Here is a 26,570-nt window from a genome sequence, read left to right on the forward strand (position 1 = left end):
GGCCGTCATGCCCGAGCAAGACGGCCTGGAGGCGCTTAAACGGGATCGTTGCGCGTCAGCAACTCATCCGGCAGGTGCACTATGTAATCCTCTTCCTGCGGTGGCATCTGCACATGAAAACCTTGCCCCTGCAGATTTTCCAATACCTTGAGAATATCTTCCTGGGCCAGCTTGCGCTCTTCGGTCAGCACCAGGTCCATTGCGTGCTCAGCACGACCAAATAGCGTCATCAGTTCGGCTGGCACCTCGCGCAGGCCCGCCTCGCGGGGCACATATAAATACATGCCAGGCTTATTGCGGCTGCGGTAAATCGAACAGAGTACTTTCATGCACACACCTTCATACCGGCTCTTCCACTTCTGCGTTGGCGACGGCTAACAGCGCCTCACCCATCAACTCACGACGCCAGCCGTTCAGCTCGTCTGGCAGACTATAGGGTCCGCTGGGGAATCCGGTTCGCAACATGGCTTCCAGCACCTTTTTGCGCAGCATGATTTCCGGTGCGATACCCAGTCGTTCGGCTTCTGTTTGCCCTACCTTGCGCATGAGTTTGAGCAACCGGTTGGCAGCAGCGGGCAAGGGCTCAGGGAGCCGCTCGGGATAATCCTGCGGGTCTGCTGCCTTGCCTTCGCGAATCAACTGCAGCAGCGTTTCGCCGTCCTGACGTACAGTGCGCGGGTGCATATCTTCGATGCGCGCCAACGTTTGCAAGTTGTCGGGTTGCTGCTGGGCCATGGGCACCAGCGCGCGCTCACGTACCAGGCGATTACGTGCCTGGTCGCGCTGGCGTGATTCGGTTTCTCGCCAATAAGCCAGCCGCTGCAAGATCGCCAGCTGCGCGGGGTTCAGCCGCCAGGCCTGCTTGACTTGCTGATAAGCCTGCTCCGGGTCGGTAACCTGGCCACTTGCCCTCACCTGCTCCGCGGTATCGGCAAACAGCCACGGTTCTACGCCAGCAGCGGCGATGCGCGGTGCCAGCAGCTGATATAGCTCGGCCAGGTGCTGGGCATCACGGGCAGCGTATTCAATCTGGCCGGGGCTCAGTGGCCGCTGCAGCCAATCGGAGCGCGTCTCTTCCTTGGGTAGATCGATGTTCAGCAGCTCGCTGACCAAACGCGAATACCCCATGGAAAAGTCCATACCGAGAAAGGCGGCGGCCAGCTGGGTATCAAACAATGGCAACGGCACGGCATTACAGAGCCGGGTAAAGACTTCAAGGTCTTCACTGCAGGCGTGCAGCACCTTGACCACATCAGGCGCCTGTAGCAGCGTCACTAACGGCGACCAGTCGGTAATCGCCAAGGGATCAATAAGATACGCACGTTGCCCGTCGCCTACCTGAATAAGGCCGGCAATCGGATAGAAGGTTTCAGTGCGAACAAACTCGGTATCCACAGCGACATAGGGCAGGGTCAGCCAACGGCTGCACCAGGAGGCCAATTCGGCGTTAGTGTCGATCATCAACGGGGGAGCCAGCGGGCTTGTCATGGGAAACCTTTTCAATAAATTGCCGTGAGTATAACTGATCTGCAACCGCCCTGCCCCGGCGGCATTCACACCCTGTTTCACCATCAAGTTTGATCAGAATCAACCGATAAAGTGGGTAGGTTTGGCATAATGCCGTCTTCAGGCTGGCCGTCAGTACTCCCGAGTTCACTGCACTATTGGAGCATGCATGCAATTTCTTCAGCACCTGCCATTGAAATACAAATTCTGGGCCGTCAACAGCGTTGCGTTCATCGCCACCTTGCTGTTGGTGCTGGTAGCCGTGTGGATCGAGCAGGACAGCATTCAGGACAACCGCAAAGCACTGGGCAAGGCATTAATCAGTAATCAGGCCGAGCTGCAGCCTGATCTCCCCGGCCTGCGCTGGTTAGGGACTGATAACCTCAATACTTCCGGCACGACGCCGGTGTGGCGCGACGCCAACGCGTTGCCGGCCGGCACGGGCGGCGACCTGCAAGGCGTCTGGAGTACTCCGACCCGCGCACTGGGTGTGGAGCATCAGGGCTACGTGAGCTTGCTGTTCACGCGTGCACCGCTATATGCCGTGGTGGTGTTCGCATTGATGCTGCTCGTGCTCGCCGTGTCTCAGCTACTGATCCTGTTTATCACTCGCCATATTCTCAGCCTTCGCGACACCATGACCAAGGTGCAGCAAACCGGCGATCTGACGCTGCGCGCGCGCGCTACCAGCCGCGATGAAGTCGGCTCAATGGCCGCTGCGTTCAACGCCATGCAACAGGCCCAGCAACAGGTGGTCGCTGCCGTGCGCCAGGCTTCGCTCGAACTCGATCAGGGCGCGAGTAATCTGGCCGGGCTGATGGGCCAGGTGCGTGACGGCATGGTGCAACAACAGGGCGAAACTGACCAAGTGGCGGCCGCGGTCAATGAAATGAGCGCGACGGTACAGGACATTGCCGGCAATACTTCGACCACCCGCGATCAATCCAGCCAGGCGGACACGCTAGCGAGCGACGGCCGCGATCAGGTGGAGCAAGTACGCAAGACCATCACCGGCTTGGCAACCAGCATTGAACGCTGTACTCAGCATATGCAGACACTGGCATCCAACAGTGAGGACATCAGCGGTGTAGTTCAGGTGATCCGCAGCATCGCCGAGCAGACCAACCTGTTGGCTCTCAACGCGGCAATCGAGGCAGCACGCGCAGGCGAATCGGGTCGCGGCTTTGCTGTAGTGGCAGATGAGGTGCGCGCCCTGGCGCAACGCGTGCAAAGCTCGACCGACGACATCCAGCGCATGATCGAAACGCTGCAATCAGGTACCCAGGTGGCGGTGCAGGACATGCAGGCCAGCGCCGGACTGACCCATGATTCGGTAGAACAGGTTGCCCAGGCTGGCGACTCTCTGCATGAAATTGCCAGCGCTGTCAGCCGGATCAGTCGCGGCAACAGCGAGATCGCCTCGGCGGTTGATCAGCAAAGCCAGGTGGCCGAAGCCATTACGCAAAGCATTGTGGAAATTCGCGACGTCACTGAGCGCACGGTTGATCAAACCATGCAAAGCGCGGCGACCAGCGATCAACTGGCCAAGCTGGCGCACCAGTTGAAACTCTCGGTCAGCCAGTTGAAGGCGTAAAGCCAATTTGTAGCGCTTAGGCTGAAGCGGCCTGCATTCAGGCCGCTTCTACAGAGGTTATTGCAGCTTGATGCGATCACTATTGTTCGCCAGCGTACTCGGCCCAATCCCCTTCACGGCGGTAATTCCATCGACCGAGGTAAAAGCGCCGTTCTGCTCGCGATAATCCACAATTGCCTGCGCCTTGGCCTGACCAACGCCCTGCAGCACCTCGGCAATCTCGTCCGCTCCGGCGGTATTGATGTTGACACTGATTGCGGCTTCGCTCGCAGCCGGCATGGCCTCGTCGGCCAGCGCGGGAACGGCCAGCCAGCAAGTCATCAGCAGGCAGAATGCAGTAACTAGTTTACGCATGGGACTCTCCTTATTTGATTTAGGGTTCGCCGCACTGAAGGAACATACTTCAGCAGCCCTGGACCGCCATCCCTGCGGCCCGGCAACACTAAAACAAAGGCCGGCGGGGTTATAACCCGGCCGGCCTTGAATGTGAAACCAATCGCATTTGCCTGCGCAATCAACTCATCTTTGCGCATCCAGCCCGCGCTGCAAGTCGGCTTTAAGGTCTGCCACCTCTTCCAGGCCGATCGCCAGGCGAATAAGGCCATCGCGGATGCCAGCCGCGGCACGCGCCTCGGGTGTCAGGCGGCCATGCGTGGTCGTCGCAGGGTGCGTAATGGTGGATTTGCTGTCGCCGAGATTGGCGGTAATCGAAAGCAATCGCGTGGCATCAATAAACCGCCAGGCCGCATCCCGCCCGCCTTTCAGCTCAAAGCTCACCACTGCACCAAATGCCGATTGCTGCGCCTTGGCCAATTCATGCTGTGGGTGACTTGGCAGGCCCGCGTAGTAAACGTGCTCCACCTGCGGTTGCTGTACCAGCCACTCCGCCAGAGCCTGCGCGGCTTCACAATGTGCACGCATACGCAGGCGCAGGGTTTCCAGCCCCTTGAGAAATACCCAGGCGTTGAAGGGGCTGAGTGTTGGCCCGGCCGTACGCAGGAAACCCACCAACTCCTGCATGTGCTCCTTGCGCCCGGCGACTACGCCACCCAGGCAGCGCCCTTGCCCGTCGATGTATTTGGTCGCCGAATGCACAACGATATCGGCGCCCAGCGTCAGCGGTTTCTGTAATGCCGGCGTGCAGAAGCAGTTGTCCACCACCAGGAGCACGCCCTGCTCCCGCGCCACGGCGCTGAGAGCTCGAATGTCGGCCAACTCGGCAAGCGGGTTGGACGGTGACTCCAGAAACATCATCCGGGTATTGGGCTTGCAGGCGGCTTGCCAAGCGGCGATATCCGACAACGGCACATAATCGACCTCGATGCCAAAGCGCTTGAGGTACTTCTCACACAGGGTCACGGTCGAGCCGAATACACTGCGTGACACCAAAATATGATCGCCAGCTGAGCACAGGCTCATCACTGTCGCCAGGATGGCAGCCATACCCGACGCCGTAGCGACGGCCTGCTCGGCTTGCTCCATCAGCGCAATGCGCTCTTCGAAGTTGCGCACCGTCGGGTTCATGTAACGTGAATACACGTTGCCGCCAGACTCGCCGGAGAAACACGCAGCCGCTTCAGCAGCGCTGCGAAATACGTAACTTGACGTCAGAAACAGCGCCTCGCCGTGCTCCGCCTCAGGGCTGCGGCGTTGGCCGGCGCGCACTGCCAGGGTATCGAAACCTGCGCCGTCCAGATCACTGTCGAGCCGTCCGGCGTCCCAATCCTGTGTCATCCTGAAACCCTCTCTTGCCGACCACCCTCAGGCAGTGCGGCCTTTACTATCAATTGTTGTGCAGATCGATGATGGCGTTGCCTGTGTCTGCGACAGCCTTGGCAGAATCGTTACGTGCCTGCTCGATCTTGCCCAGATAAGCCTCACTGACGTCGCCTGTAACGTATTCGCCATTGAATACCGAGCAGTCGTAACGCTTGATATCCGGATTACCCTCTGACACGGCCTCGATCAGGTCCTCAAGGTCCTGATAGATCAGCCAGTCCGCGCCGATCAGCTCTGCAACTTCCTCGGTCGTACGACCGTGAGCGATCAGCTCGTGGGCCGTTGGCATGTCAATACCGTAGACGTTCGGGTAACGCACAGCCGGCGCCGCCGAGCAGAAGTAAACCTTGGCAGCACCGGCCTCTCTGGCCATCTGGATAATCTGCTTGCAGGTAGTACCGCGCACGATGGAATCATCCACCAACAGAACATTCTTGCCACGAAATTCGAGGTCAATCGCGTTCAGCTTCTGGCGTACCGACTTTTTGCGGGCCGCCTGCCCGGGCATGATGAAGGTGCGGCCGATGTAGCGGTTCTTGACGAAACCCTCGCGGAACTTCACGCCCAGATGGTTCGCCAGCTCTACCGCCGAGGTACGGCTGGTATCGGGAATCGGGATAACCACGTCAATACCGTGGTCCGGCCGCTCGCGCTCAATTTTCTCGGCCAGTTTCTCGCCCATGCGCAAACGCGCCTTGTAGACCAGCACCTTGTCGATCATCGAATCCGGGCGCGCCAGGTATACGTGCTCGAAAATGCACGGCGAGTATTCCTGGTGGCTGGAGCACTGACGGGTAAACAGTTCGCCCTCGTCGGTGATATACACGGCTTCGCCAGGCTCCAGATCGCGGATCAGGTCAAACCCCAGCACATCCAGCGATACGCTTTCGGAGGCGATCATGTATTCGACACCGTTCTCCGTTTCACGCTTGCCGAACACAATGGGACGGATCGCATTGGGGTCGCGGAAGCCGACAATGCCATAGCCGGTGACCATGGCGACTGCCGCGTAACCGCCACGGCAACGCTCGTGGACGGCGCGAACGGCGTTGAAAATATCCTCTTCACTGGGTTGCAGCTTGCCACCCCGGGCCAGCTCGTGGGCGAACACGTTGAGCAGCACTTCCGAGTCGGAGGTGGTGTTTACGTGGCGCAGGTCGGATTCATAGATCTCGCGCGACAGCTGCTCGACGTTGGTCAGGTTGCCGTTATGTGCCAGCGTGATGCCATAAGGCGAGTTGACATAAAACGGTTGCGCCTCGGCGGAACTGGAGGAACCGGCAGTGGGATAGCGCACATGCCCGATCCCCATGTTGCCGACCAGGCGCTGCATGTGACGCTGATGAAAGACGTCACGTACCAGACCGTTATCCTTGCGCAAGAACAGGCGACCACGATCACAGGTCACAATGCCGGCGGCGTCCTGGCCGCGATGCTGCAGGACGGTCAAGGCATCATAGAGCGCCTGATTGACGTTCGACTTGCCCACTATGCCAACAATGCCACACATGCCTAAACACCTTTTAGTAGAGTATGTGAAAAACCATTCGGCGCCAGGCCGAATCAGCGACCAGCCAATTGCAGAATAAAATTCTTGGACCAGTCAGCTACCAGTAAGAAGTGAGGAATCAGCGCTGACTCGCGCCACCAGGTATCGGCGTCAACCGGGGCCAGACTCAGCAGCCCCACGATAACCACCACCAGCAAGCCACCCCGCGCGGCACCAAACACCATGCCCAGAAAGCGGTCTGTGCCGCTCAAGCCCGTCGCCTTGACCAGTTGACCGATCAGATAGTTGATCAGCCCGCCAAGCAGCAATGTCAGTATGAAAAGAATAGAACAGGCGGCGATAACCCGCAGTGAAGGCGTATCAATGTAGGGCGCCAGCAGCTCGGCCAGCGCACCGCCGAACAACCAGGCCACCAGACCGGCCAGAATCCAGGTCACCAGCGACAACGCTTCTTTAACGAAGCCTCTGGTCAGGCTGATCAAGGCCGATACAGCAATGATGGCGATGATAGCCCAGTCAACCCAGGTAAATGGCACGGTCACAACACCCTGTTACGCAAAGAGCGGTATTCTAGCAGAGCAGTAAAGGGCATCGAAACAGCAAACTTGCACCCTGCAAATTTAGGCAACCTGCCGGGCAATTCCGCCGCCAAGCTGATATATGCCTCAGCCGCGACCACTGTCCGCATCGTACGCCACAACCAGGCCTTTGCTGCCACGCTTGCTGGCCAATTCGTCCCGCAGACGATTGGCGGCCTCGCGGCTAGCCAGCGGGCCGACGTATACGCGCGTAATTGCATTACCCTGCACAGTGACCGAATGCGTATAAGCGTTATAACCCTGTTTGCGCAGGGTTTCGCTCAAACCCTCGGCGTTGGCACTGCTGGAAAAACTTCCCAGCTGAATCACCCAGTCGCCGCTAGCCACTGCGGCAGGCGGTGCTACAGGCGCGGGCTCGGGCTCCTTGACCGGCTCGGCGCTGGCCTCGTCTGCCACTGCAGGCTCGGTAGGCGGCTGCGCCGGCGAGACCTCGGCTGCAGGCTGCTCAATGACCGTATCCGCTGCGGGAATCTCCGGCACTTGTGGCGGTTGAGGCAGGGGCACTGGCTCGGCGGGCGCTATCGGCTGTTGATCAAGCACCGGCTGCTCAGGCACATCGACGACGACTTCTACCGTTTCATCCTGCCCGGATAACAGCATCGGCAAAAACACCACGGCAGCAACGATCAACACCAGGGCGCCGATGATGCGCTGTTTCAGACCTTCATCCATCAATCAGTTCTCCGGACGTTTCAGACAGCCAGAGTATGGCCGCAGCGACGCAGAAAAACGACCCGAAAATAACAATTTCAGTCTCACTAGCGGTTTCGTCCAACGCGCAACGCAACGCTTCGGCGATACTGCTGCAAGCCTTCACCTGCTCACCCCGCTCGCTCAGGTGCTCTGCCAACTCGGCGGCAGGCCGGCTGCGCGGGCTATCGAGCGGCGCCACATACCAACGGCTGAACATCCCCTGAAGCGGCAAGTGCACACCCGCAAGGTCCTTGTCTGTAAGCAAACCGAACACCGCGACGCGCTCGCGCTTGGACGCTGCCAAGGCGTTGGCCATGAACGTAGCGGCATGCGGGTTGTGGCCGACATCCAGGCAAACCTGCCTTGGCTGCCCGCGCCAGCTCACGCGGCGCACCTCCAGACGGCCCGGCGCGGTAGCCGCGGCCAGTGCCTGACGCACTTTTGGTTCTGGGAGACGAAACCCCGCCTGCAAAAAAGCTTGCAGCGCAACTGCAAGATTGTCGCGCGGCAAGCTCACGGGCGGCAGATCGTGATAGTCGCAAGCTTGACCGTCCACCCGAGCGAAGGCACACCAACCATCCTCGCCCTCGGGCTGCCAACCAAAATCAACGCCGCGCACCAGCAGCTCACAATCTAGCTCTGCCACTTTTTGCTTGAAGCTGCTCGGCAGATGCTGCTCACCACTTATCACTGGCCGCCGGCTGCGCAAGATGCCCGCTTTCTCAAACCCCACCGACTCCAGGGTGTTACCCAGATATTCCTGATGATCCAGGCCAATACTGGTAACGATGGCCACGTCAGCATCGACGACATTGACCGCATCCAGGCGACCACCCAAGCCAACCTCCAGCACTACGGCATCCAGCCTTGCAGCTTTGAATAGCCATAGCGCCGCCAGGGTACCGAACTCGAAATAAGTGAGAGTTACATCACCACGAGCTTGGTCCACGGCCGCGAATGCCTCGCATAGCGCCTCATCACTGACCATCTGGCCATTGATGCGAACGCGCTCGTTGTAATGCAACAGGTGTGGGGAGGTGTAACAGCCGGTTTGCTGACCGGAGACGCGCAGTAAAGAGTCCAGCGCAGCACAGGTAGAACCCTTGCCGTTGGTTCCAGTTACCGTAAAGACTATCGGTGCGGGCTGCAGCAGCTCGAGCCGCTCAGCGACCTGGCGCACGCGCGCCAGGCCCATATCGATCTCACTCGGATGCAGCCCTTCCAGCCGCGTCAGCCACTGGGCAAGACTGCGTTGCGACATCAGGCCTCACTCGGCTCGGGGCTATCTTCGCTCACCGGCGCCGGGGCATTGGTGAAGATAGACAGCATACTGGCCAGCCGATCACGCATCTCACCACGCGCAATGATCATATCCAGTGCACCGTGATCCAGCAGGAACTCGCTACGCTGGAAGCCGGCAGGCAGCTTTTCACGTACTGTCTGCTCAATAACGCGCGGTCCGGCAAAACCGATCAAGGCATTGGGCTCAGCCACGTTGAGGTCGCCCAGCATTGCCAGGCTCGCGGACACCCCGCCATAAACCGGATCAGTCATCACCGAAATAAACGGAATGCCCTCTTCCTTCAAGCGTGCCAAAGCAGCACTGGTCTTGGCCATTTGCATCAGCGAGAACAACGCTTCCTGCATCCGCGCGCCGCCGGAGGCAGAAAAGCAGACGTAAGGGATACGCTCACGCAGTGCCACTTCAGCGCCACGCACAAAGCGCGCGCCAACCACACTACCCATGGAGCCACCCATGAAGTTGAACTCGAACGCGCTGGCGACAATGGGCGAACCCTTGAGCTTGCCCTGCATGACCACCAGCGCATCTTTCTCACCTGTTTCCTTCTGCGCTGCGCTCAAGCGGTCCTTGTACTTCTTGCTGTCGCGAAACTTCAACCGGTCGATTGGCTCCAGCTCGGCGCCAATCTCGCTGCGATCACCCTCGTCAAGAAAGATATCCAGACGCCGGCGGGCATTGATACGCAGATGGTGGCTGCACTTGGGGCAGACATCCAGGTTCTTTTCCAGCTCAGGACGGTACAAAACCGCCTCGCATGATGGGCACTTGCGCCACAGCCCTTCGGGCACGCTGCTCTTTTGTGCTTCAGAGCGCACGATGGAAGGAATCAGTTTGTCCACCAGCCAATTGCTCATCGCCATTCCTTATTTCGTTTATCGGGCCAGGCTGCGCAGGCAGTCCGGCTGATTAAATCTTTTATTGGTCCATTGCGCTACGCATGCTGCTGATGATGGCAGCAATACCCTTGCGGGCCTGCTCTGGCTCGTCAGCATGGTCGGCAATCTGGTTAACCAGTACCGAGCCAACCACCACGCCATCGGCCACCTTGGCCACTGCCGCCGCCGATTCACCATCGCGGATGCCAAAGCCCACGCCAATTGGCAAATCGGTCACCGTGCGCAGCATGTCCAGCCTGTTTGCTACTTCGGTGACGTTCAAAGCACTGGATCCGGTCACACCTTTCAATGAAACATAATAGACATAACCGCTGGCCTGCTCACAAATCAGCCGGGCACGTTCTTTGGTTGTGGTTGGCGAAAGCAGGAAAATACTGTCGAGCCCCTGGGCCTTGAACACCGGCAATACGTCCTGAGCTTCTTCCGGCGGCAGATCTACAGTCAGAATGCCATCCACACCCGCGTCAGCTGCGGCTGCAGCAAACGCGGCGTAACCCATGCGCTCAACGGGATTGAGATACCCCATAAGCACCACCGGCGTCTTGTCGTCATCCTCGCGGAAGCGCCGGACCATGTCCAGTACCTGCTCCAGGCTGACGTGGTGCGCCAAAGCGCGCTCCATTGCCAGCTGGATCACCGGACCGTCAGCCATGGGGTCGGAGAACGGGATGCCTAGCTCGATAATATCGGCACCCGCTGCCACCAGGTCGTGCATCAACGGCAGGGTAACGTCCGGAGCGGGATCGCCAGCAGTGATGTAAGGAATCAGCGCCTTGCGGCCCGCAGCCTCAAGGGCGGTAAAACAGTCTTTGATTCGGCTCATGCTAGCTCTCGTTAAATGCTGATGCCGTCGATACCGGCGACAGTATGAATATCCTTGTCACCACGACCTGACAGGTTGACGACAATCATCTCATCGGGGCGCATGCGCGCGGCCAGCTTCATTGCGTATGCAACGGCATGGCTGGACTCCAGCGCGGGCATGATGCCCTCAACCCGCGTTAGTTCGCGGAACGCTGCCAGTGCCTCATCGTCGGTGGCATCAACGTAGTCAACCCGGCCGATATCCTTGAGCCAACTGTGCTCAGGGCCAACACCCGGGTAATCGAGGCCGGCGGAGACAGAATGGGTCTCAATGATCTGACCAGCCGCATCCGACATCAGATAAGTGCGATTGCCGTGCAGCACACCAGGCTGACCCGCGCTCAGCGGCGCCGCGTGCTCGCCAGTGGCAATACCATGCCCCCCCGCCTCTACCCCGTACATCTTGACGGTTTCGTCATTGAGAAAAGGATGGAACAGACCAATCGCATTAGAGCCGCCGCCCACACAAGCGACCAGGGCATCGGGCAGCCGACCGGCCTGCGCCAGGCACTGCGCACGCGCTTCACGTCCGATGACGCACTGGAAGTCGCGCACCAGTTCCGGGTAAGGATGCGGGCCCGCCACGGTACCGATGATGTAGAAGGTGTCGTCGATATTGGTTACCCAATCGCGCATGGCCTCGTTCATGGCATCCTTGAGGGTTTTCGAACCGGAGGTGACCGGAATCACCTCGGCGCCCAGCAGCTTCATGCGATAAACGTTGAGCGCCTGCCGCTTGACGTCCTCTGCGCCCATATAAACCTGGCACTTGAGCCCCAGTCGCGCTGCCACAGTGGCAGTGGCGACGCCGTGCTGCCCGGCGCCGGTCTCAGCAATCACCCGCGGCTTGCCCATGTGCTTGGCCAGTAGCGCCTGGCCAATGGTGTTGTTCACCTTGTGCGCACCGGTATGGTTGAGGTCTTCGCGCTTGAGATATATTTGCGCCCCACCCACTTTGGCAGTCAGGCGCTCAGCCAGATACAGCGGCGACGGACGGCCTACGTAATGCGCAAGATCACGGTCAAACTCAGCCTGAAATTGAGGATCCTGGGATAATTTACGGTAAAGCTTCTCGAGATCGTCGAGTGCGTCCATCAACGTTTCGGAGACAAACCGGCCACCGTAGGGGCCAAAGTGACCCCGCGCATCGGGGACCGCAGCATAATCGGTTTTACAAGACTCGGACACGCTTCACCTCTTGAATAAAAGCGTTAATTTTTTCGACATCCTTGATGCCCTTGGCGGCCTCTACACCGCCGCTAACATCAACTGCCCACGGCCTCACTTCAGCAATGGCCTGGGCCACGTTGGCGGGCGTCAAGCCTCCGGCCAGCACCAGACTCCAGCGCCGTTCATTCGGCACCAGCGCCCAGTCGAACACCTCGCCGGTACCACCGGGTACACCGGGCTTATAGCTATCGAGAAGAATACCGCTAGCGTCGGGCCAGGCGGCGGCAACGCTGGCCAGGTCCTGACCTTCACGCACCCTGACCGCTTTCAGATAGGGTCGGTTGAACTGTTCGCAGTAGGCCGCATCTTCATCACCATGAAATTGCAGCAGATCCAGGGGCACCTGTTTCAACACATCACGCACGTAGTACGCATCAGCATCGACAAACAGCCCGACCACGGTCACGAACGGGGGCAACGCCGCTACGATTTCAGCAGCCTGCTCAGGCGCAACCGCACGTGGACTGGGCGCGTAGAAGACCAAGCCAATGGCGTCGGCGCCAGCTTGCGCTGCCGCCAGGGCATCTTCCACCCGGGTGATGCCACAGATTTTAATGCGCGCCATAGGAGTCAAGGCACCTCAATTCGATAGGGGGAAACGATAGTAGCAGATAGCACCTCAAGCGTCAGTCGGCCACATTTGGCAGCGCCGAAAGAAAGTGCGGCCCCAGATAACGCTCCGGTAATGCGAACTGCTCTGGATAGGTAACGTCAACCAGATACAGCCCGAATGCGGGGGCAGTCAGCCCGCCCTGGGCGCGATCGCGCGCCGCCAACACCTGCTCAGCCCAGGCTATCGGCCGCTCACCGCAGCCTATCTGCATAAGCACACCGGCGATATTACGCACCATATGATGCAGAAACGCGTTGGCCCGGATATCCAGCACGATGAAGCGGCCATATTCAAGCAACTCAAGATGGTGAATCGTTTTGATCGGTGATTTGGCCTGACAACCAACGGCCCGATAAGACGTAAAGTCATGGGTACCCAGGAGCGCACGCGCCGCCTGTCGCATCGAGCCGAGATCAAGCGGACGGTAATTCCAGGTCACTTCGTGCGCCAGGTGCGCAGGCCGAATAGGGTCGTTATAGATAACATACCGATAACGCCGGGCGACCGCTGAGAAGCGGGCATGAAAATCCATACCCATTGGCTGCACCCAGCTCAATGAGATATCTGCAGGCAGATTGGCGTTGGCACCGTGAATCCAGTTACGCGGGGTACGCACCGCATCGCTGTCAAAATGGATAATCTGACAGGACGCGTGCACGCCAGCGTCGGTACGCCCGGCACAGAACACCTGAACAGGATGGTTAGCCACTCGGCTCAACGCCTTTTCAACCGCTTCCTGCACGCTGGCGACACCACTCTGCTGCCGCTGCCAACCACGGTAGGCGCTACCGCGATACTCTACGCACGCTGCCACCCTTGAAACAGCAGCGGCCGCCTCAGGGGCGGCCGCTGCTTCGTGCTCATCAACATCCATCAGTCAGTCAAACGCTCCATCATCTCGCGCGCTTCCTGCTGCTGTTGCTCATTACCTTCATCGATTACCTCATTGAGAATATCACGGGCACCTTCGCTGTCACCCATATCGATGTAGGCTCTGGCCAGGTCGAGCTTGGTCGCGCTCTCATCAGTACCCGAGAGGAAATCAAACTCGTCATCTTCGTCCAGATCGCCAGCCACTGGCTCCTCCGTCATGTTTTCAAGCGGCATGAGGTCGTCGTCCTCCCCAGACAGCGCCTCATCTTCTTTCAATTCCAGCGTATCCAGCGGTAGCGACACATCAGCCTGCTCGGCTTCACCGGCGGCCTCATCCAGTTCTACTTCAAAGCCGGCCAGATCATCTTCAGACAGATTAAAGCTTTCCTCGGCTACCGGCTTGTCAGCCACTGGCTCCTCGATCGCGTCGAAGTCAGCGCTCAAGCTGTCAGTCTGCAAGTCGTCGGTCAGGGACAGGTCAAAATCGTCATCCAGAGCACTCGGTTCAGACTCTGCAACCGGCGTCTCTTCCAGACTTTCGAACTCGGTGAAATCGAGAGATTCATCCAACTCCACCGCTGCGTCTGCGGCAGTGGCTTCTGGCTCGGTAGCACCCTGCAGATCCTGCGGCGCGACCGTGTCATCAAGATCAAAGTCGAGGTCAAAGTCGATATCTTCATCACTGGAAGTTGCGGGCTCGGCGACAACTTCGGGTGCAGCGGCCGGAGCCGGGCTGTCGCCCATCTCAAACTCGCTGAAGTCAAAGTCCATATCCTCTTCTTCAACCACAGCTGCGGACGCCTCGTCGGCAGGCATTTCAAAGGATATTTCGTCCTCATCTGTGCTGTCATACGCAAGCCCTGCGGCAGCACCGGCAACCGCCGCCGCCATCAACGGGAAGCGTGCATCCATTGCATCCACCTGGGCGTCTACCGTGCCGGCAGCGCGCAAGGCTTCGTGTTGTGCACGATAGCCTTCAGCGTTCTCAAGCAAGCCTTCAACTTCGAGCAACTTGAGACGCAGATCGGTTCTTTCCGGCTCGTTCTCGACCGCAGCAAGCAGCACCGCCTGCGCTTCTTGCGGCTTGCCATAGGCCAGCAGGCCGTCGGCTTCGGTCAGCGGATCGACGGCGATACCAGCATCGTCGTCCAGCTCTGCTGCCAGTGCAACGTTGAAATCGTCCGACTCGCCAGCCGTTGGATCAGCATCATGGCCATCAGCCGCATTGGCAATGAAGTTGTCCGCCATATCGGCTTCGCGACGGGCGTTACGGCGCGACACGGCCATCAACACCATCAGCAGCAGCAAAATGGCAATAACGCCGCCGCCAATCAGCAACATTTGGTTCTGCATCATGCGCTGCAGCAGAGACTCTGCAGTTGTTGAGGCTTGCGGCTCAGACGCAGCGACAGCGGGCTGATCAACCTCTGGCGCCACATCAGCTGCGGGCTCGATAACTTCCGGAGCCTGCGGCTCAACCGCAGCCGGCTGCTCAGTGGATGCCTCAGCGTCCGCGCCTTCCGGCTGGCTGACTGCTGCCTCAGCGACCTCTGCATCCGTCAGCTCGGTCTCAGGTGTAACTTCTGCTGTTTCATCAGCGGATGGCTCGACCTCAACGGCCTCAGCATCAACCTGAGCGCCTTCAACAGCGCCAGCTTCAGCCTCAGCCTGCTGCTGTTCGAGTGCGGCAATTTCTTCCAGGTCGGCTTGCGGCTCGGTGGTCAGCTCGCTGCTCTCACCGCTGCTGCTGATTTCCTGCTGCAATGCTGCGAGCTGCGCATCTTTCAGTTCAAGCAGACGCTGCAAGGTTTCGAGCTGACCCTGCACATCGTCCAGGCGCTCGCCCATCTCGGCCTTTTCCCGCTCAGCCGCATCCAGCTGTTCCTTGGTACGATCCAGTGAGTCGCGTAGCTGAGAAGCGTTATTCGCGTTGGCTGCGCCATCGCCGGCACCATCGCTTACCTGCTCATCAGCGCCGGAAACCAGGCGCAGCGAGTCTTCCGCATCCACTTGTTCCGGTGCGGCACCTGCGCTTTCGCGCTGGCGAGCATCCAGCTGCGGCGCACTCGGCGCACTGTCCGCAGCAGCCGGAGCTGGAGCCGAGCGACCGTCCTGCCAGGCACGATTCTGCGCTGCCACCTCAGCTACCGCCTCGCTACCAGTGCGCTTGGCGGCCTGTTCGCTGGTCGGCAACTTCAGAGTTTGCCCGGACTTGAGTTGATTGATGTTGCCATTGATGAAGGCACCAGGATTAAGATCCTGGATCGCCAACATGGTCTGATGCACATTGGCACCGGAGGGGCGCGACTTCAGCGCGACTTCCCACAGGGTGTCGGAAGGATTGGTGCGCCACTCGGTCGAACTTGGCTGCGTGGTTGCGGCAGGAGCTGTGGCGTAAGGGCTGCTACCACGCGGTTGTGCCGGCGCAATGGTCGGACGCGGTGGCGAAATCTGTGCTGAAGAACTGGTTGGCGCGGTCACCGGGGCACTGCTGGTGATTGAGGCCGGCTGGTACAGCGGCGGATCAAGCAATACGGTGAACTCACGCAATACTTTACCGGAGGGCCAGCGCACTTCCATCAGGAAGTTCAGATAAGGTTCATTGACTGGGCGACTTGAGGTAACGCGGATAACCGACTTGCCGTTAGGTTTTACCACAGGCGTAAATTTGAGGTCGGTCAGAAAGAAAGTGCGTTCAATCCCGGCTCTACCGAAGTCATCCGGCGAGGCCAGCATCGAGCGAATCTCTTCGCTGGTGAGATCCCGTACTTGAAGCAGATCAATTTCAGCATCCAACGGCTGATTTAAGGATGAGCGCAGGTTAATGTCGCCTACTCCCAATGCTTGAACCATTCCTGTGGACATCAAGGCACTTGCTGCGGCGACAGCTATAACCAGTTTGCGAACCATAGCGAAAATCCTTTGCTTTTATCGTTTTCTCACGCTTCAACAGACCCTGTTGTGCACTGACTGGCCTACCGCGAACATCCCCCATCCAGTCTGAGACAACCAGCAACCGCTGAATCCAATCAGGGCTTGCATGGACAAACCTAAACCGCTTAATACAAAAACACCAGCAAGTATCGATTACAAATAGTCTTTTATCAACAACTCGGCAAGCTTAAGACTGTTAATTGCGACACCTTTACGGAGATTATCAGACACAATCCACAAATGAATAGTGTTCGGCTCGGCGGCATCGGCCCGGATCCGGCCCACCCAAACGTGGTCGCTGCCGGTCGCCTCGGTAATTGGCGTAGGAAACCCGCCAGAGACTGACTTATCCAACACCTTTATACCCTTGGCGCGGCGCAGTACGTTGCCGATGCGTTTGGCGTCTGGTGCAGCCTCGAAGCTCACCTGCATCATTTGCGCGGTACCGTAGAACAGCGGCACCAGCACCGAGTTGACTAGGACCGGCAAGGCCGGCATAGCCAAACAGGCCTTTACCCCTGCGGTCAAGGCGCGCTCTTCAGCGCAGGCGCCAGACTCGTCAAGATCGGTAACACAGGGCAGTAGATTGAAGGCAGCTTGCTTGTCCAGCGCACCCTTCTCTACCGGCTGACCGTTGAGCAGCTTGCCAGTCTGCATCGCCAGCCCTTCTACCGCAGCCTTGCTGTGAGTAGACATGGACTGATAGGTCGCGATACTGACGCGCTGCAGCGTGCCCATGCCGGCCAGCGCAGCAAGCACGATTGCGGTTTGCACCACTTGAGCGTCCGGCGAACCGACAATGCCGTCTCCCTTGGCTGCGTTGAGCGCGTCTGGATTAACCTCGGCAACCACCGGAACCCCGCCCAAAGTGCCCGTAGTATCAACAATGACCGCGCCGGCCGCGCGAATAACTGGCGCCCACTGCTGGGCAAATTCAGCTGTGCCGGCCAGGACTACAACAGCGACCTGACTGAAATCAAAGCGGGAAACCGGCTCCACACGCATGCTCTGGCCGTTGATCATGCGGCGCTCACCGGCATCGTCATCGGCATCCACCAGGTGCAAGTATTCAAAGGTGAAGCTGTCGTCTTCGAGCACACTGGCCAGCATGTCACCCGCCAGACCGTTCACACCTACAACTGCTACACCTGCTTTCTTACTCATGATTACCAACCCATATTTGATTTCATTAAAGACAAAGGGCACCCCCGACCTAGTCGGGGATGCCCCATGTCAGTACCAGCCAAGCTGCTACCGGTAAAACCTCAACCTTCCTGCAGAATCCGTAGCATACGGCGCAGTGGTTCTGCCGCACCCCACAGCAACTGATCGCCGACGGTAAAGGCAGACAGATACTGCGAGCCCATATTGAGCTTGCGCAAACGTCCGACCGGTACATTCAAGGTGCCGGTCACTGCTGTGGGCGTCAGGGCCGCCAGTGTGGCTTCTTTGGTGTTCGGCACGACCTGCGACCAGGGATTGTGCTCGGCCAGCAGACCTTCGATATCTGCCAGCGGCACATCCTTGTTCAGCTTGATGGTCAGCGCCTGGCTGTGGCAGCGCATGGCGCCGATACGCACGCAGATACCATCAACCGGAATCGGGCGTGCACTACGACCGATGATCTTGTTGGTTTCGGCCTGTGCTTTCCACTCTTCACGGCTCTGACCGTTCGGCAGTTGCTTGTCAATCCAAGGAATCAGGCTGCCGGCCAGCGGCACGCCAAAGTTGTCCGCCGGGAAGGCGTCGCTACGCAGGGTTTCAGCCACCTTGCGGTCGATCTCCAGAATTGCGCTGGCAGGGTCAGCCAGTTGCTCGGCAACCGAGCCATGGATGGTGCCCATCTGACCAATCAGTTCGCGCATATTCTGCGCGCCGGCGCCACTGGCGGCCTGGTAGGTCATGGCGCTCATCCACTCAACCAGCCCCTGTTCGAACAGACCGCCCAAGCCCATCAACATCAGGCTGACGGTGCAGTTGCCGCCAACGTAGGTTTTAACTCCATCGCGCAGCGCCTGATCGATGTTGCGACGGTTGACCGGATCCAGCACGATTACCGCGTCATCTTCCATGCGCAGCGTAGAGGCAGCGTCAATCCAGTAGCCGTCCCAACCTTCAGCGCGCAGCTTGGCGTAGACTTCCTTGGTGTAGTCGCCACCCTGACAGGTGATGATCACATCCATAGGCTTGAGGGATTCAAGGTCGAAGGCATCTTTCAGCGCAGGAATGTCCTTGCCGATGTCAGGCCCTTTACCACCTACGTTGGAAGTAGTGAAAAAGACCGGTTCAATATCGGCAAAATCGTTTTCATCGCGCATGCGCTGCATCAGCACGGAACCCACCATGCCACGCCAACCAACCAGACCAACTCGCTTCATAACAACACCCCCCGTGGGGTAACAAATTCAAAGACAATAACGCCCGACCAGGGCCGGGCGTTTTCGAATAATCCAACAGATTACAGGTTTTTCAGGGCCTCGGCCACGGCGTCACCCATTTCGGCGGTGCCTACCTGGCGGCAACCTTCGGAATAAATGTCACCCGTGCGCAGCCCTTGATCCAGCACCAGACTGACCGCCTGCTCGATCGCATCAGCCGCCTCTGCCTGCGCAAAACTGTAACGCAGCATCATCGACACCGAGAGGATGGTAGCCAGCGGATTGGCAATACCCTTGCCGGCGATATCCGGCGCGCTGCCGTGACAGGGCTCATACATGCCCTTGCCGTTCACATCCAGCGACGCTGAGGGCAGCATGCCGATAGAACCGGTCAGCATCGAGGCCTGGTCAGAGAGAATGTCGCCAAACATGTTGTCGGTGACGATCACATCGAACTGCTTGGGCGCGCGCACCAGCTGCATGGCGCAGTTGTCGACGTACATATGCGACAACTCGACCTCTGGATAATCCTTGGCGACCTCTTCAACCACTTCGCGCCACAACTGGCTGGATGCCAGCACGTTGGCCTTGTCGACCGAGCACAGCTTCTTGTTGCGCACCATGGCCATGTCGAAGCCGACCTTGGCGATTCGGCGAATTTCACTTTCGCTATAGGGCAAGGTGTCATAGGCCTGGCGCTCGCCATTGGCTAGCACGCGTTTTTCGCGCGGCTGGCCGAAATAGATGCCGCCGGTCAGCTCACGCACGATCAGAATATCCAGCCCGGACACTACTTCGGGCTTGAGCGTGGACGATTCGGCCAACTGTGGATAGAGAATGGCCGGGCGCAGGTTGCCGAACAGCCCCAGCTCGGAGCGAATCTTCAACAGACCACGCTCGGGGCGCAGCGCAGGATCAATTGCGTCCCATTTGGGACCGCCCACAGCACCTAGCAGCACGGCATCTGCCTGGCGCGCACGCTCCAGCGTCTCGTCGGCCAGCGGTACACCGTACTTGTCGTAAGATGCGCCACCCAGCTCGCCTGATGACAGCTCCAGATCCAACTCATACTTCTCATTGGCCAAGTTCAGCACCTTGACCGCTTCGGCCATGATCTCGGGACCAATGCCGTCGCCCTGCAATACCAAAATACGCTTGCTCATGATTCTTCCTTAACATTACTCAAGTGCCGACGCAGTCGGCACAAGCCACTAATTACTTGATGGCGCCGAACAGCCAGGGCTGGCTCTGCTGGTGTTTTTGCTCAAAAGCCGCAATGGCGTCTGCATCCTGTAGCGTCAGGCCAATATCGTCGAGACCGTTCAGCAGGCAATGCTTACGAAACGGATCGACCTCAAAGCTGTAGGACTTGCCGTCGGGACGGATAACCGTCTGCGCCTGCAGATCGACGGTCAGCTCATAACCTTCCTGCGCCTCTGCTTGCTTAAATAGCTCGTCGATATCTTCTACAGGTAAAACAATAGGTAACAACCCATTCTTAAAGCTATTGTTATAGAAAATATCGGCATAACTCGGTGCCAGAATGGTACGAAATCCATATTCTTCCAACGCCCAGGGTGCGTGCTCACGGCTAGAGCCGCAGCCAAAATTCTTGCGTGCCAGGAGCACGCTGGCGCCCTGGTAACGTGGCAGATTCAATACGAATTCGGTGTTCAGCGGGCGATTGGCACAGTCCTGCCCCGGCAGACCTTCATCCAGATAGCGCCACTCGTCGAACAGGTTCTGCCCGAAGCCGGTACGCTTGATCGACTTGAGAAACTGCTTGGGAATGATCTGATCGGTATCCACATTGGCACGATCGAGCGGCGCGACCAAGCCGGTGTGTTGGGTAAAGGGTTTCATGCGCTCGCCTCCTGATTCAACATCTCACGTACATCAACAAAGTGGCCGGCAATCGCCGCCGCAGCCGCCATGGCCGGACTAACCAGGTGTGTACGGCCGCCGTTGCCCTGGCGCCCTTCAAAGTTGCGGTTGGAGGTCGAGGCACAATGCTCGCCCGACTGCAGTTTGTCGGGGTTCATCGCCAGGCACATGGAACAACCCGGCTCACGCCACTCAAAGCCGGCCGCAGTGAAGATCGTATCCAGGCCTTCCTTCTCTGCCTGGGCTTTCACCAAGCCCGAGCCTGGTACCACCAGGGCCTGCTTGACACTGGCAGATACCTTGCGCCCCTTGGCCACGGCAGCAGCTGCGCGCAAATCTTCAATGCGCGAGTTGGTGCAGGAGCCGATAAACACGCGATCCAACTGAATGTCGGTAATCGGCTGATTGGCATTCAGCCCCATGTATTTGAGCGCACGGACAATAGAGTCGCGCTTGACCACATCCGCTTCTGCAGCCGGATCAGGTACACGCTGATCCACGGCCAGTACCATCTCGGGCGATGTACCCCAGGATACCTGCGGCTTGATCTCGGCAGCGTCCAGCTCAACAACGCTATCGAATACGGCATCGGCGTCAGACACCAGATCGGCCCATGCCGCGACGGCGTTATCCCAGTCCGCACCCTTGGGCGCATACGGGCGATCCTTCACGTAAGCGATGGTCTTTTCATCGCAGGCAACCAGCCCGACCCTGGCGCCGGCTTCAATAGCCATGTTGCAGATGGTCATACGGCCTTCTACTGACAAGTCCCGAATGGCCGAGCCGGCAAACTCGATGGCATGACCATTACCGCCAGCGGTGCCGATCTTGCCGATCACCGCCAGCACTATGTCCTTGGCGGTGACGCCAAAGCCGAGCTCGCCCTCAACCTTGACCAGCATGTTCTTCATTTTCTTGGCGACCAGACACTGGGTCGCCAGCACATGCTCCACCTCGGAGGTGCCGATACCGTGCGCCAGAGCGCCGAAGGCGCCGTGGGTAGAGGTATGCGAATCACCGCAGACCACGGTCATACCCGGCAAGGTGGCGCCCTGCTCCGGCCCGACCACGTGCACGATACCCTGACGCAGATCATTCATCTTGAATTCAAGAATGCCGAAAGCGTCGCAATTCTCATCCAGGGTCTTAACCTGAATGCGCGACACTTCATCGGCGATGGCCTCCAGTCCACCGGCGCGCTCGGCCTTGGTGGTGGGCACGTTGTGATCCGGCGTGGCGATATTGGCGTCGATCCGCCAGGGCTGACGCCCCGCGAGCCGCAGCCCTTCAAATGCCTGTGGCGAGGTCACTTCGTGAAGAATATGGCGGTCGATATAGATCAACGCCGAGCCATCATCTCGCTGTTTGACGAGATGGCTGTCCCACAGCTTGTCGTAAAGCGTTTTCGCAGACATCCGGAACTCCTGAAATCAGACTGTGACCGCCGTCGAGTATGGCCGGAGAGCTCCGGTCCGCAGCGGTTCTTTGACATCACAAAGGATAAAATTTAGCCAAAGATAAAACAAAGGAATATTATTTATTAAATAGATAACCAAAAGGAATCCGATATGGATACAGCCAACCTGTCCGCCTTTCTGGCCGTTGCCTCCACCGGTTCCTTCTCGCGGGCCGCTGAGCAACTGCATCTCACGCAACCGGCGATCAGCAAGCGCATCGCCATGCTGGAGCAACAGCTCAACGCCCGCCTGTTCGACCGCATCGGCCGCAAGGTGGCGCTGACCGAAGCCGGGCGCGCGCTGAAACCGCGGGCCGAAGAGGTGTTGGGGTTGCTCAATGATACGCGCCGCGCGCTGAGCAATCTATCGGACACTGTGCAGGGCCGTCTGAGTATGGCGACCAGCCACCATATTGGTTTGCACCGCTTGCCCCCGGTACTGCGCGAGTTTACTCGGTCTTACCCGCAAGTGGCGCTGGACATCCAGTTTCTGGATTCCGAGGTAGCCTACGAAAAGGTGCTGCAGGGTGAAATAGAACTGGCCGTCATCACCCTGGCCCCGGAAGTAGAACCTCCGGTAGTGGCAGAACTGATTTGGCATGATCCACTGGACCTGGTAATCGCACCGGAACATCCGCTTGCCCAGGCCGATACCGTTGGTCTGGCCGAACTGGCCGCTTATCCGGCGGTTTTTCCCGGTGCAAACACCTTTACTCACCGCATCGTCAGCGCCCTGTTCGAGCAGCATCAGATTACGCCGCACATCAGCATGAGCACCAATTACATGGAGACGATCAAGATGATGGTCTCCATCGGGTTGGCCTGGAGCGTGCTGCCACGCAGCATGCTGGACGAGCAGGTGCACGCGCTACCCATCCCGGGCATTCACCTGCAGCGTGACCTTGGCTGTATCTGGCACAGCGGCAGGACACGCTCCAATGCCGCCCTGGCCCTCATCAATCTATTGCAGCAGGCCAGCAGCATGCCCAGCGAAAAAGCCTGATCGCTGCCTTGTTGCACCCTCTGCCACCGACTATCTTGAATGTTAATGGGGCGCAACGAGCATTCAACAAAAGCCGCCTGGCTCATGCCGCATGAGCTGGCCAATGCGCACCCACGGGCCATGGCAGTAAAAGGCCGGGAACGCTCGTGCAGATCAGCCTCAGTTGATCGCGCGGGCAGCCTTGATCCAAAGGACCAGTAGCCCGCGGAGAACCTATGCCAAGCACCACCGGTGCCTTTCCGACCGACCCTTTGACCAATGCTGACAGCGCATTTGTCACGCTCTTCCAGACCATGCCCGCGGCCGGTATGCTGGTCGACGCGCGCAACCAGCGCGTGCTGCAGATCAATGCCGCCCTGAGCCAGCAGTTCGGCTGGCAGGCAGATCGTATTCTCGGTCAGCCGGCTGGCAACTTCCCCTTGTGGTGCGGCAGCGAGCACTGGGAATACCTGCTTCGCCAGTTGGAGAAACAGCCCACCGTGACCAATCTGCGGCGCGACATCTGCAGCCGCAATGGCAGCATCCAGAGCTGCCTGCTGAACATAGCCCCAATCCAACAGGGCTCGCCGTGTCTGCTGATCACACTTCAGGTCGAGCGCCCCTCTGCCCCGGCAACGGCGGGCATTGACGAGCGCCATCTCAAGGTGTTCAACGCGACCGGCGAGGCGCTACTGCTGATTGATGCCGGCACTGGCACGGTGCTCGAGGTCAACAGCCGTTTTGAACGCCTTACCGGCTTGCGCAACAGCCGCTGCGTCAACCACCGACTCAGTGAACTGCAACTGCTTGATGCTGATACCGCCGCGCGCCTGATGGCCAAGCTCAAGTTGCGCGGGCGCCTGGATGACGAGTACATCCGCATTCAGCTCGGCACCAACCCTGAGCGCTACGATATTCTGGTCCAGGCCGAGACAATTCGTCTGGCCGGCCGCACATGCCTGGTAGTCACCGCCCGCGACATCACTGCGCAACGGCTCAGTGAAGCCGCCTTCAATGAAAGCCAGGAGCGCCTCAACCGCGCGCTGGAAGCCAGTGAGATGGGCATCTGGGATTGGCAAATCCACAACCGCGTACTGCATTGCTCAGCGCGCAGCGCACAGCTCAACGGCCTGGATGCCACTGCTCTTGAGGGCAGCATCGGCCACTTCACCCAGCATATAGTGGCCAGCGACCGCCGCAGCCTGCGGCGCGCCTTCATCTCGATCTGTCGCAGCCAGGGGCAACACCACAAGCTGACCTACCGCGTGATCGACGCCAACGGCAAAGAGCGCTGGCTCGAGGCCACCGCCACCCTGCATCGCGATGAGCAGTACAAGCCGATTCGATTGGTCGGCACCCTGCTCGACATCACCGAACGGCGCAAGAACGAGAAAGCACTGATCGATAGCGAAGCCAAGTTCGCTGCGCTATTTCAGGGAGCGCCTGACCCCTACTGCCTGATCCACAGCCAAAGCCGCCGCATCATTGAAGTGAACCTCAGCTTTACCGCCACCTTCGGCCACTCTCCGCAAAGTCTGGTGGGCCGCACTCCCATCGAGGCCGGCGTGTGGAGCGAAGCCGAGATGCATGCGCCACTGGATGAGGCCATCCACGGCAAGCGCGTGCTGAACGGCCTGATCGAGACGTTCGCAACCCACCAGGGCAAGCTGCTGGTGTGCGAGGTTTCCACTGCCAGTCTGAGCATCAATCGCCAACCCTGCGTTCTGTTCAGCTTCCGCGACATTACCGCGCGCAAACAGGCTGAAGCAGCGCTGCGTGCCTCCGAAGACAAATTTGCCCGCGCGTTCAAAGGCAGCCCGGATGCCATCAGCATCACGGAGAAACAGACTGGCAAGCACCTGGAAGTCAACGATGGCTTCACCCGCCTTACTGGTTACAGCGCACAGGAAGTCATCGGTAAAACCGCGCTGGAGTTGAACATCTGGGCCGACTACGCCGACCGGCAGAAGTTGATTGAGGAGCTTGACCGCCACGGCCGCGTGCATCATCAGGAGATGACCGTCAACACCCGCTTTGGCAAGCAAATCACCGTGGCTGTTTCTATCCAACCGCTGAACATCGATGGCCTGGAATGCATCCTGCTGACCTCGCGCGACATCACCGAACAAAAGCAGATCGAAGCCCGCGTCAAGCACTTGGCCTACCACGACGCGCTCACCGACCTGCCCAATCGCCTGCTATTGAGCGACCGTCTGAACCAGATCGCGGCGCTGAATCAGCGGCATGACCTGCGCGGCGCACTGCTGTTTTTCGATCTTGACCACTTTAAACACATCAACGACTCGCTCGGCCATTCCTGTGGCGATGCCGTGCTGCAAGAGGTCACCGCCCGGCTGCTGGCTCTGGTGCGCAAAGAGGATACCGTCGCCCGGTTGGGCGGCGACGAGTTTGTGGTATTGCTCAGCGGCCTGCAGTCCAGCGGACTGCGTCTGGAGCACGAGGTGGAGAACACCGCCAGAAAGCTGCTGGACGCCGTTTCCGCACCCATGCAGATTGAAGGCCATGCCCTGCAGCTCAGCACCAGCATCGGCATCGCCCTACTCCCCGATCACGGCAGCACTCCGGACGACCTGCTCAAACGTGCCGATATCGCCCTTTACCGGGTCAAGGAGCTCGGGCGCAACGGCATCGCCTTCTTCGAGCAGTCAATGCAAGTGGCGGCCAGCGAGCGGCTGGCCATCGAATCCGAGCTACGCCGTGCGCTGCTGAAAAAACAGTTTGTGCTGCACTATCAACCACAGATCAACCACCGCACCCAGGCTATCGAGGGTGCAGAGGCACTATTGCGCTGGCAGCACCCGCACAAGGGCACCATAGGGCCTGCGGCCTTCATGGACGTGCTGGAAGAAAGCGGCCTGATACTCCCGGCCGGCAAGTGGGTGCTGCTGAGCGCCTGCAGCTTTCTCTCGCGCCTGCTGCAGGCCAACGCGATCGACGCCAACTGCTTCAGCCTGAGCGTCAATATCAGTCCTCGCCAATTCCGTCAGGCCAGCTTCGTGGACGATGTGCTGCACGCCATCGCCACCTACGCTATACCGCCGCAGTGCATCAAGCTGGAGATTACCGAGGGTATCGTCATCCAAGATGTGGCCGACACTATCGACAAGATGAACGTCCTGCGCGAGCGCGGCGTGCATTTCGCCATCGACGATTTCGGTACCGGCTACTCTTCGTTGAGCTACCTCAAGCAATTGCCCGTGGACGTGCTCAAGATCGATCAATCCTTTGTGCGCGATTGCACCCACAACCCCAATGATGCAGAAATCATTCGCGCCATCATCGCCATCGCCTCCAGCCTGCGCATGGACTTTATTGCCGAAGGCGTGGAAACCTCAGAGCAGCTCGCGTTTCTCCACGAACTTGGCTGCGATCACTACCAGGGTTACCTGTTCAGCCCTCCGGTAGACGAGCACGCATTTTGCCTGCTGTTGAACTCCCGCCAGCATGATTAGCGG

At 59.0% G+C, this 26,570-nt stretch carries 22 protein-coding genes; 3 read left to right on the forward strand and 19 right to left on the reverse strand.

Annotated features, from left to right (window positions below; genetic code table 11):
• Positions 1 to 35: 35 nt before the first annotated feature.
• Both BLU26_RS03495 and rnd read right to left on the reverse strand, forming a co-directional pair.
• Positions 36 to 329 carry a YcgL domain-containing protein gene (locus BLU26_RS03495; protein ID WP_092283891.1) on the reverse strand — a complete coding sequence of 98 codons (294 nt, stop codon included), beginning with the start codon at positions 327 to 329 and terminating at the stop codon, positions 36 to 38.
• 10 nt (positions 330 to 339) lie between these two features.
• A complete protein-coding gene (rnd, locus tag BLU26_RS03500; protein WP_231701999.1) occupies positions 340 to 1,488 on the reverse strand; it encodes a ribonuclease D in 1,149 nt (382 codons plus the stop codon).
• Positions 1,489 to 1,675: 187 nt separating this feature from the next.
• Here rnd and BLU26_RS03505 point away from each other — a divergent pair, with 187 nt between their 5' ends.
• A complete protein-coding gene (locus BLU26_RS03505; RefSeq protein ID WP_092283895.1) occupies positions 1,676 to 3,100 on the forward strand; it encodes a methyl-accepting chemotaxis protein in 1,425 nt (474 codons plus the stop codon).
• A 57-nt stretch (positions 3,101 to 3,157) separates the two neighbouring features.
• Here BLU26_RS03505 and BLU26_RS03510 read toward each other — a convergent pair whose 3' ends face one another.
• The 17 genes from BLU26_RS03510 to leuC all read right to left on the reverse strand — a co-directional run bounded on the left by BLU26_RS03510 (position 3,158) and on the right by leuC (position 22,071).
• Entirely contained in the window at positions 3,158 to 3,454 is a 297-nt protein-coding gene (locus tag BLU26_RS03510; RefSeq protein ID WP_092283897.1) for a ComEA family DNA-binding protein, read from the reverse strand.
• A gap of 165 nt (positions 3,455 to 3,619) precedes the next feature.
• Positions 3,620 to 4,834, reverse strand: coding sequence for an O-succinylhomoserine sulfhydrylase (locus BLU26_RS03515; protein WP_092283899.1), 1,215 nt, complete (start codon positions 4,832 to 4,834; stop codon positions 3,620 to 3,622).
• A 49-nt stretch (positions 4,835 to 4,883) separates the two neighbouring features.
• Positions 4,884 to 6,389 (reverse strand): amidophosphoribosyltransferase, encoded by a 1,506-nt coding sequence (gene purF, locus BLU26_RS03520; protein ID WP_092283901.1) that lies wholly within the window; start codon positions 6,387 to 6,389, stop codon positions 4,884 to 4,886.
• A gap of 53 nt (positions 6,390 to 6,442) precedes the next feature.
• Positions 6,443 to 6,925 (reverse strand): CvpA family protein, encoded by a 483-nt coding sequence (locus BLU26_RS03525; protein ID WP_092288348.1) that lies wholly within the window; start codon positions 6,923 to 6,925, stop codon positions 6,443 to 6,445.
• 129 nt (positions 6,926 to 7,054) lie between these two features.
• Positions 7,055 to 7,660, reverse strand: coding sequence for an SPOR domain-containing protein (locus BLU26_RS03530; protein WP_092283903.1), 606 nt, complete (start codon positions 7,658 to 7,660; stop codon positions 7,055 to 7,057).
• A complete protein-coding gene (folC, locus tag BLU26_RS03535; protein ID WP_092283905.1) occupies positions 7,653 to 8,942 on the reverse strand; it encodes a bifunctional tetrahydrofolate synthase/dihydrofolate synthase in 1,290 nt (429 codons plus the stop codon). The genes BLU26_RS03530 and folC overlap by 8 nt, the downstream gene beginning before the upstream one ends.
• A complete protein-coding gene (gene accD / locus BLU26_RS03540; protein ID WP_092283907.1) occupies positions 8,942 to 9,838 on the reverse strand; it encodes an acetyl-CoA carboxylase, carboxyltransferase subunit beta in 897 nt (298 codons plus the stop codon). The genes folC and accD overlap by 1 nt, the downstream gene beginning before the upstream one ends.
• Before the next feature lie 61 nt (positions 9,839 to 9,899).
• Entirely contained in the window at positions 9,900 to 10,703 is an 804-nt protein-coding gene (gene trpA / locus BLU26_RS03545) for a tryptophan synthase subunit alpha (protein ID WP_092283909.1), read from the reverse strand.
• 11 nt (positions 10,704 to 10,714) lie between these two features.
• Positions 10,715 to 11,932 carry a tryptophan synthase subunit beta gene (trpB, locus tag BLU26_RS03550; protein ID WP_092283911.1) on the reverse strand — a complete coding sequence of 406 codons (1,218 nt, stop codon included), beginning with the start codon at positions 11,930 to 11,932 and terminating at the stop codon, positions 10,715 to 10,717.
• Positions 11,916 to 12,539, reverse strand: a complete 624-nt coding sequence (locus BLU26_RS03555) for a phosphoribosylanthranilate isomerase (RefSeq protein WP_092283913.1) — start codon at positions 12,537 to 12,539, stop codon at positions 11,916 to 11,918. Before BLU26_RS03555 ends, trpB begins: the two co-directional genes overlap by 17 nt.
• 61 nt (positions 12,540 to 12,600) lie before the next feature.
• A complete protein-coding gene (truA, locus tag BLU26_RS03560; protein ID WP_092283915.1) occupies positions 12,601 to 13,461 on the reverse strand; it encodes a tRNA pseudouridine(38-40) synthase TruA in 861 nt (286 codons plus the stop codon).
• A complete protein-coding gene (locus tag BLU26_RS03565; RefSeq protein ID WP_172830638.1) occupies positions 13,461 to 16,325 on the reverse strand; it encodes a FimV family protein in 2,865 nt (954 codons plus the stop codon). Before BLU26_RS03565 ends, truA begins: the two co-directional genes overlap by 1 nt.
• A 222-nt stretch (positions 16,326 to 16,547) precedes the next feature.
• Positions 16,548 to 17,558 carry an aspartate-semialdehyde dehydrogenase gene (locus tag BLU26_RS03570; protein ID WP_092283919.1) on the reverse strand — a complete coding sequence of 337 codons (1,011 nt, stop codon included), beginning with the start codon at positions 17,556 to 17,558 and terminating at the stop codon, positions 16,548 to 16,550.
• Between the two features lie 101 nt (positions 17,559 to 17,659).
• On the reverse strand, positions 17,660 to 18,772 hold the full coding sequence (asd, locus tag BLU26_RS03575) for an aspartate-semialdehyde dehydrogenase (protein ID WP_092283921.1): 1,113 nt from the start codon (positions 18,770 to 18,772) through the stop codon (positions 17,660 to 17,662).
• 80 nt (positions 18,773 to 18,852) lie between these two features.
• Positions 18,853 to 19,935 (reverse strand): 3-isopropylmalate dehydrogenase, encoded by a 1,083-nt coding sequence (gene leuB / locus BLU26_RS03580; RefSeq protein ID WP_092283923.1) that lies wholly within the window; start codon positions 19,933 to 19,935, stop codon positions 18,853 to 18,855.
• Between the two features lie 52 nt (positions 19,936 to 19,987).
• Positions 19,988 to 20,635: a 3-isopropylmalate dehydratase small subunit gene (leuD, locus tag BLU26_RS03585; protein ID WP_092283925.1), complete on the reverse strand. Its 648-nt coding sequence runs from the start codon at positions 20,633 to 20,635 to the stop codon at positions 19,988 to 19,990.
• Entirely contained in the window at positions 20,632 to 22,071 is a 1,440-nt protein-coding gene (gene leuC, locus BLU26_RS03590) for a 3-isopropylmalate dehydratase large subunit (protein WP_092283927.1), read from the reverse strand. Before leuC ends, leuD begins: the two co-directional genes overlap by 4 nt.
• A 153-nt stretch (positions 22,072 to 22,224) precedes the next feature.
• Between leuC and BLU26_RS03595 the strand changes: the two genes are divergently transcribed.
• Both BLU26_RS03595 and BLU26_RS03600 read left to right on the forward strand, forming a co-directional pair.
• Positions 22,225 to 23,115 (forward strand): LysR family transcriptional regulator, encoded by an 891-nt coding sequence (locus BLU26_RS03595; protein WP_092283930.1) that lies wholly within the window; start codon positions 22,225 to 22,227, stop codon positions 23,113 to 23,115.
• Between the two features lie 215 nt (positions 23,116 to 23,330).
• Entirely contained in the window at positions 23,331 to 26,567 is a 3,237-nt protein-coding gene (locus BLU26_RS03600; RefSeq protein ID WP_092283932.1) for a bifunctional diguanylate cyclase/phosphodiesterase, read from the forward strand.
• The last annotated feature ends 3 nt before the right edge of the window (positions 26,568 to 26,570 follow it).

The organism is Halopseudomonas sabulinigri (assembly GCF_900105255.1).
Lineage (GTDB): Bacteria > Pseudomonadota > Gammaproteobacteria > Pseudomonadales > Pseudomonadaceae > Halopseudomonas > Halopseudomonas sabulinigri.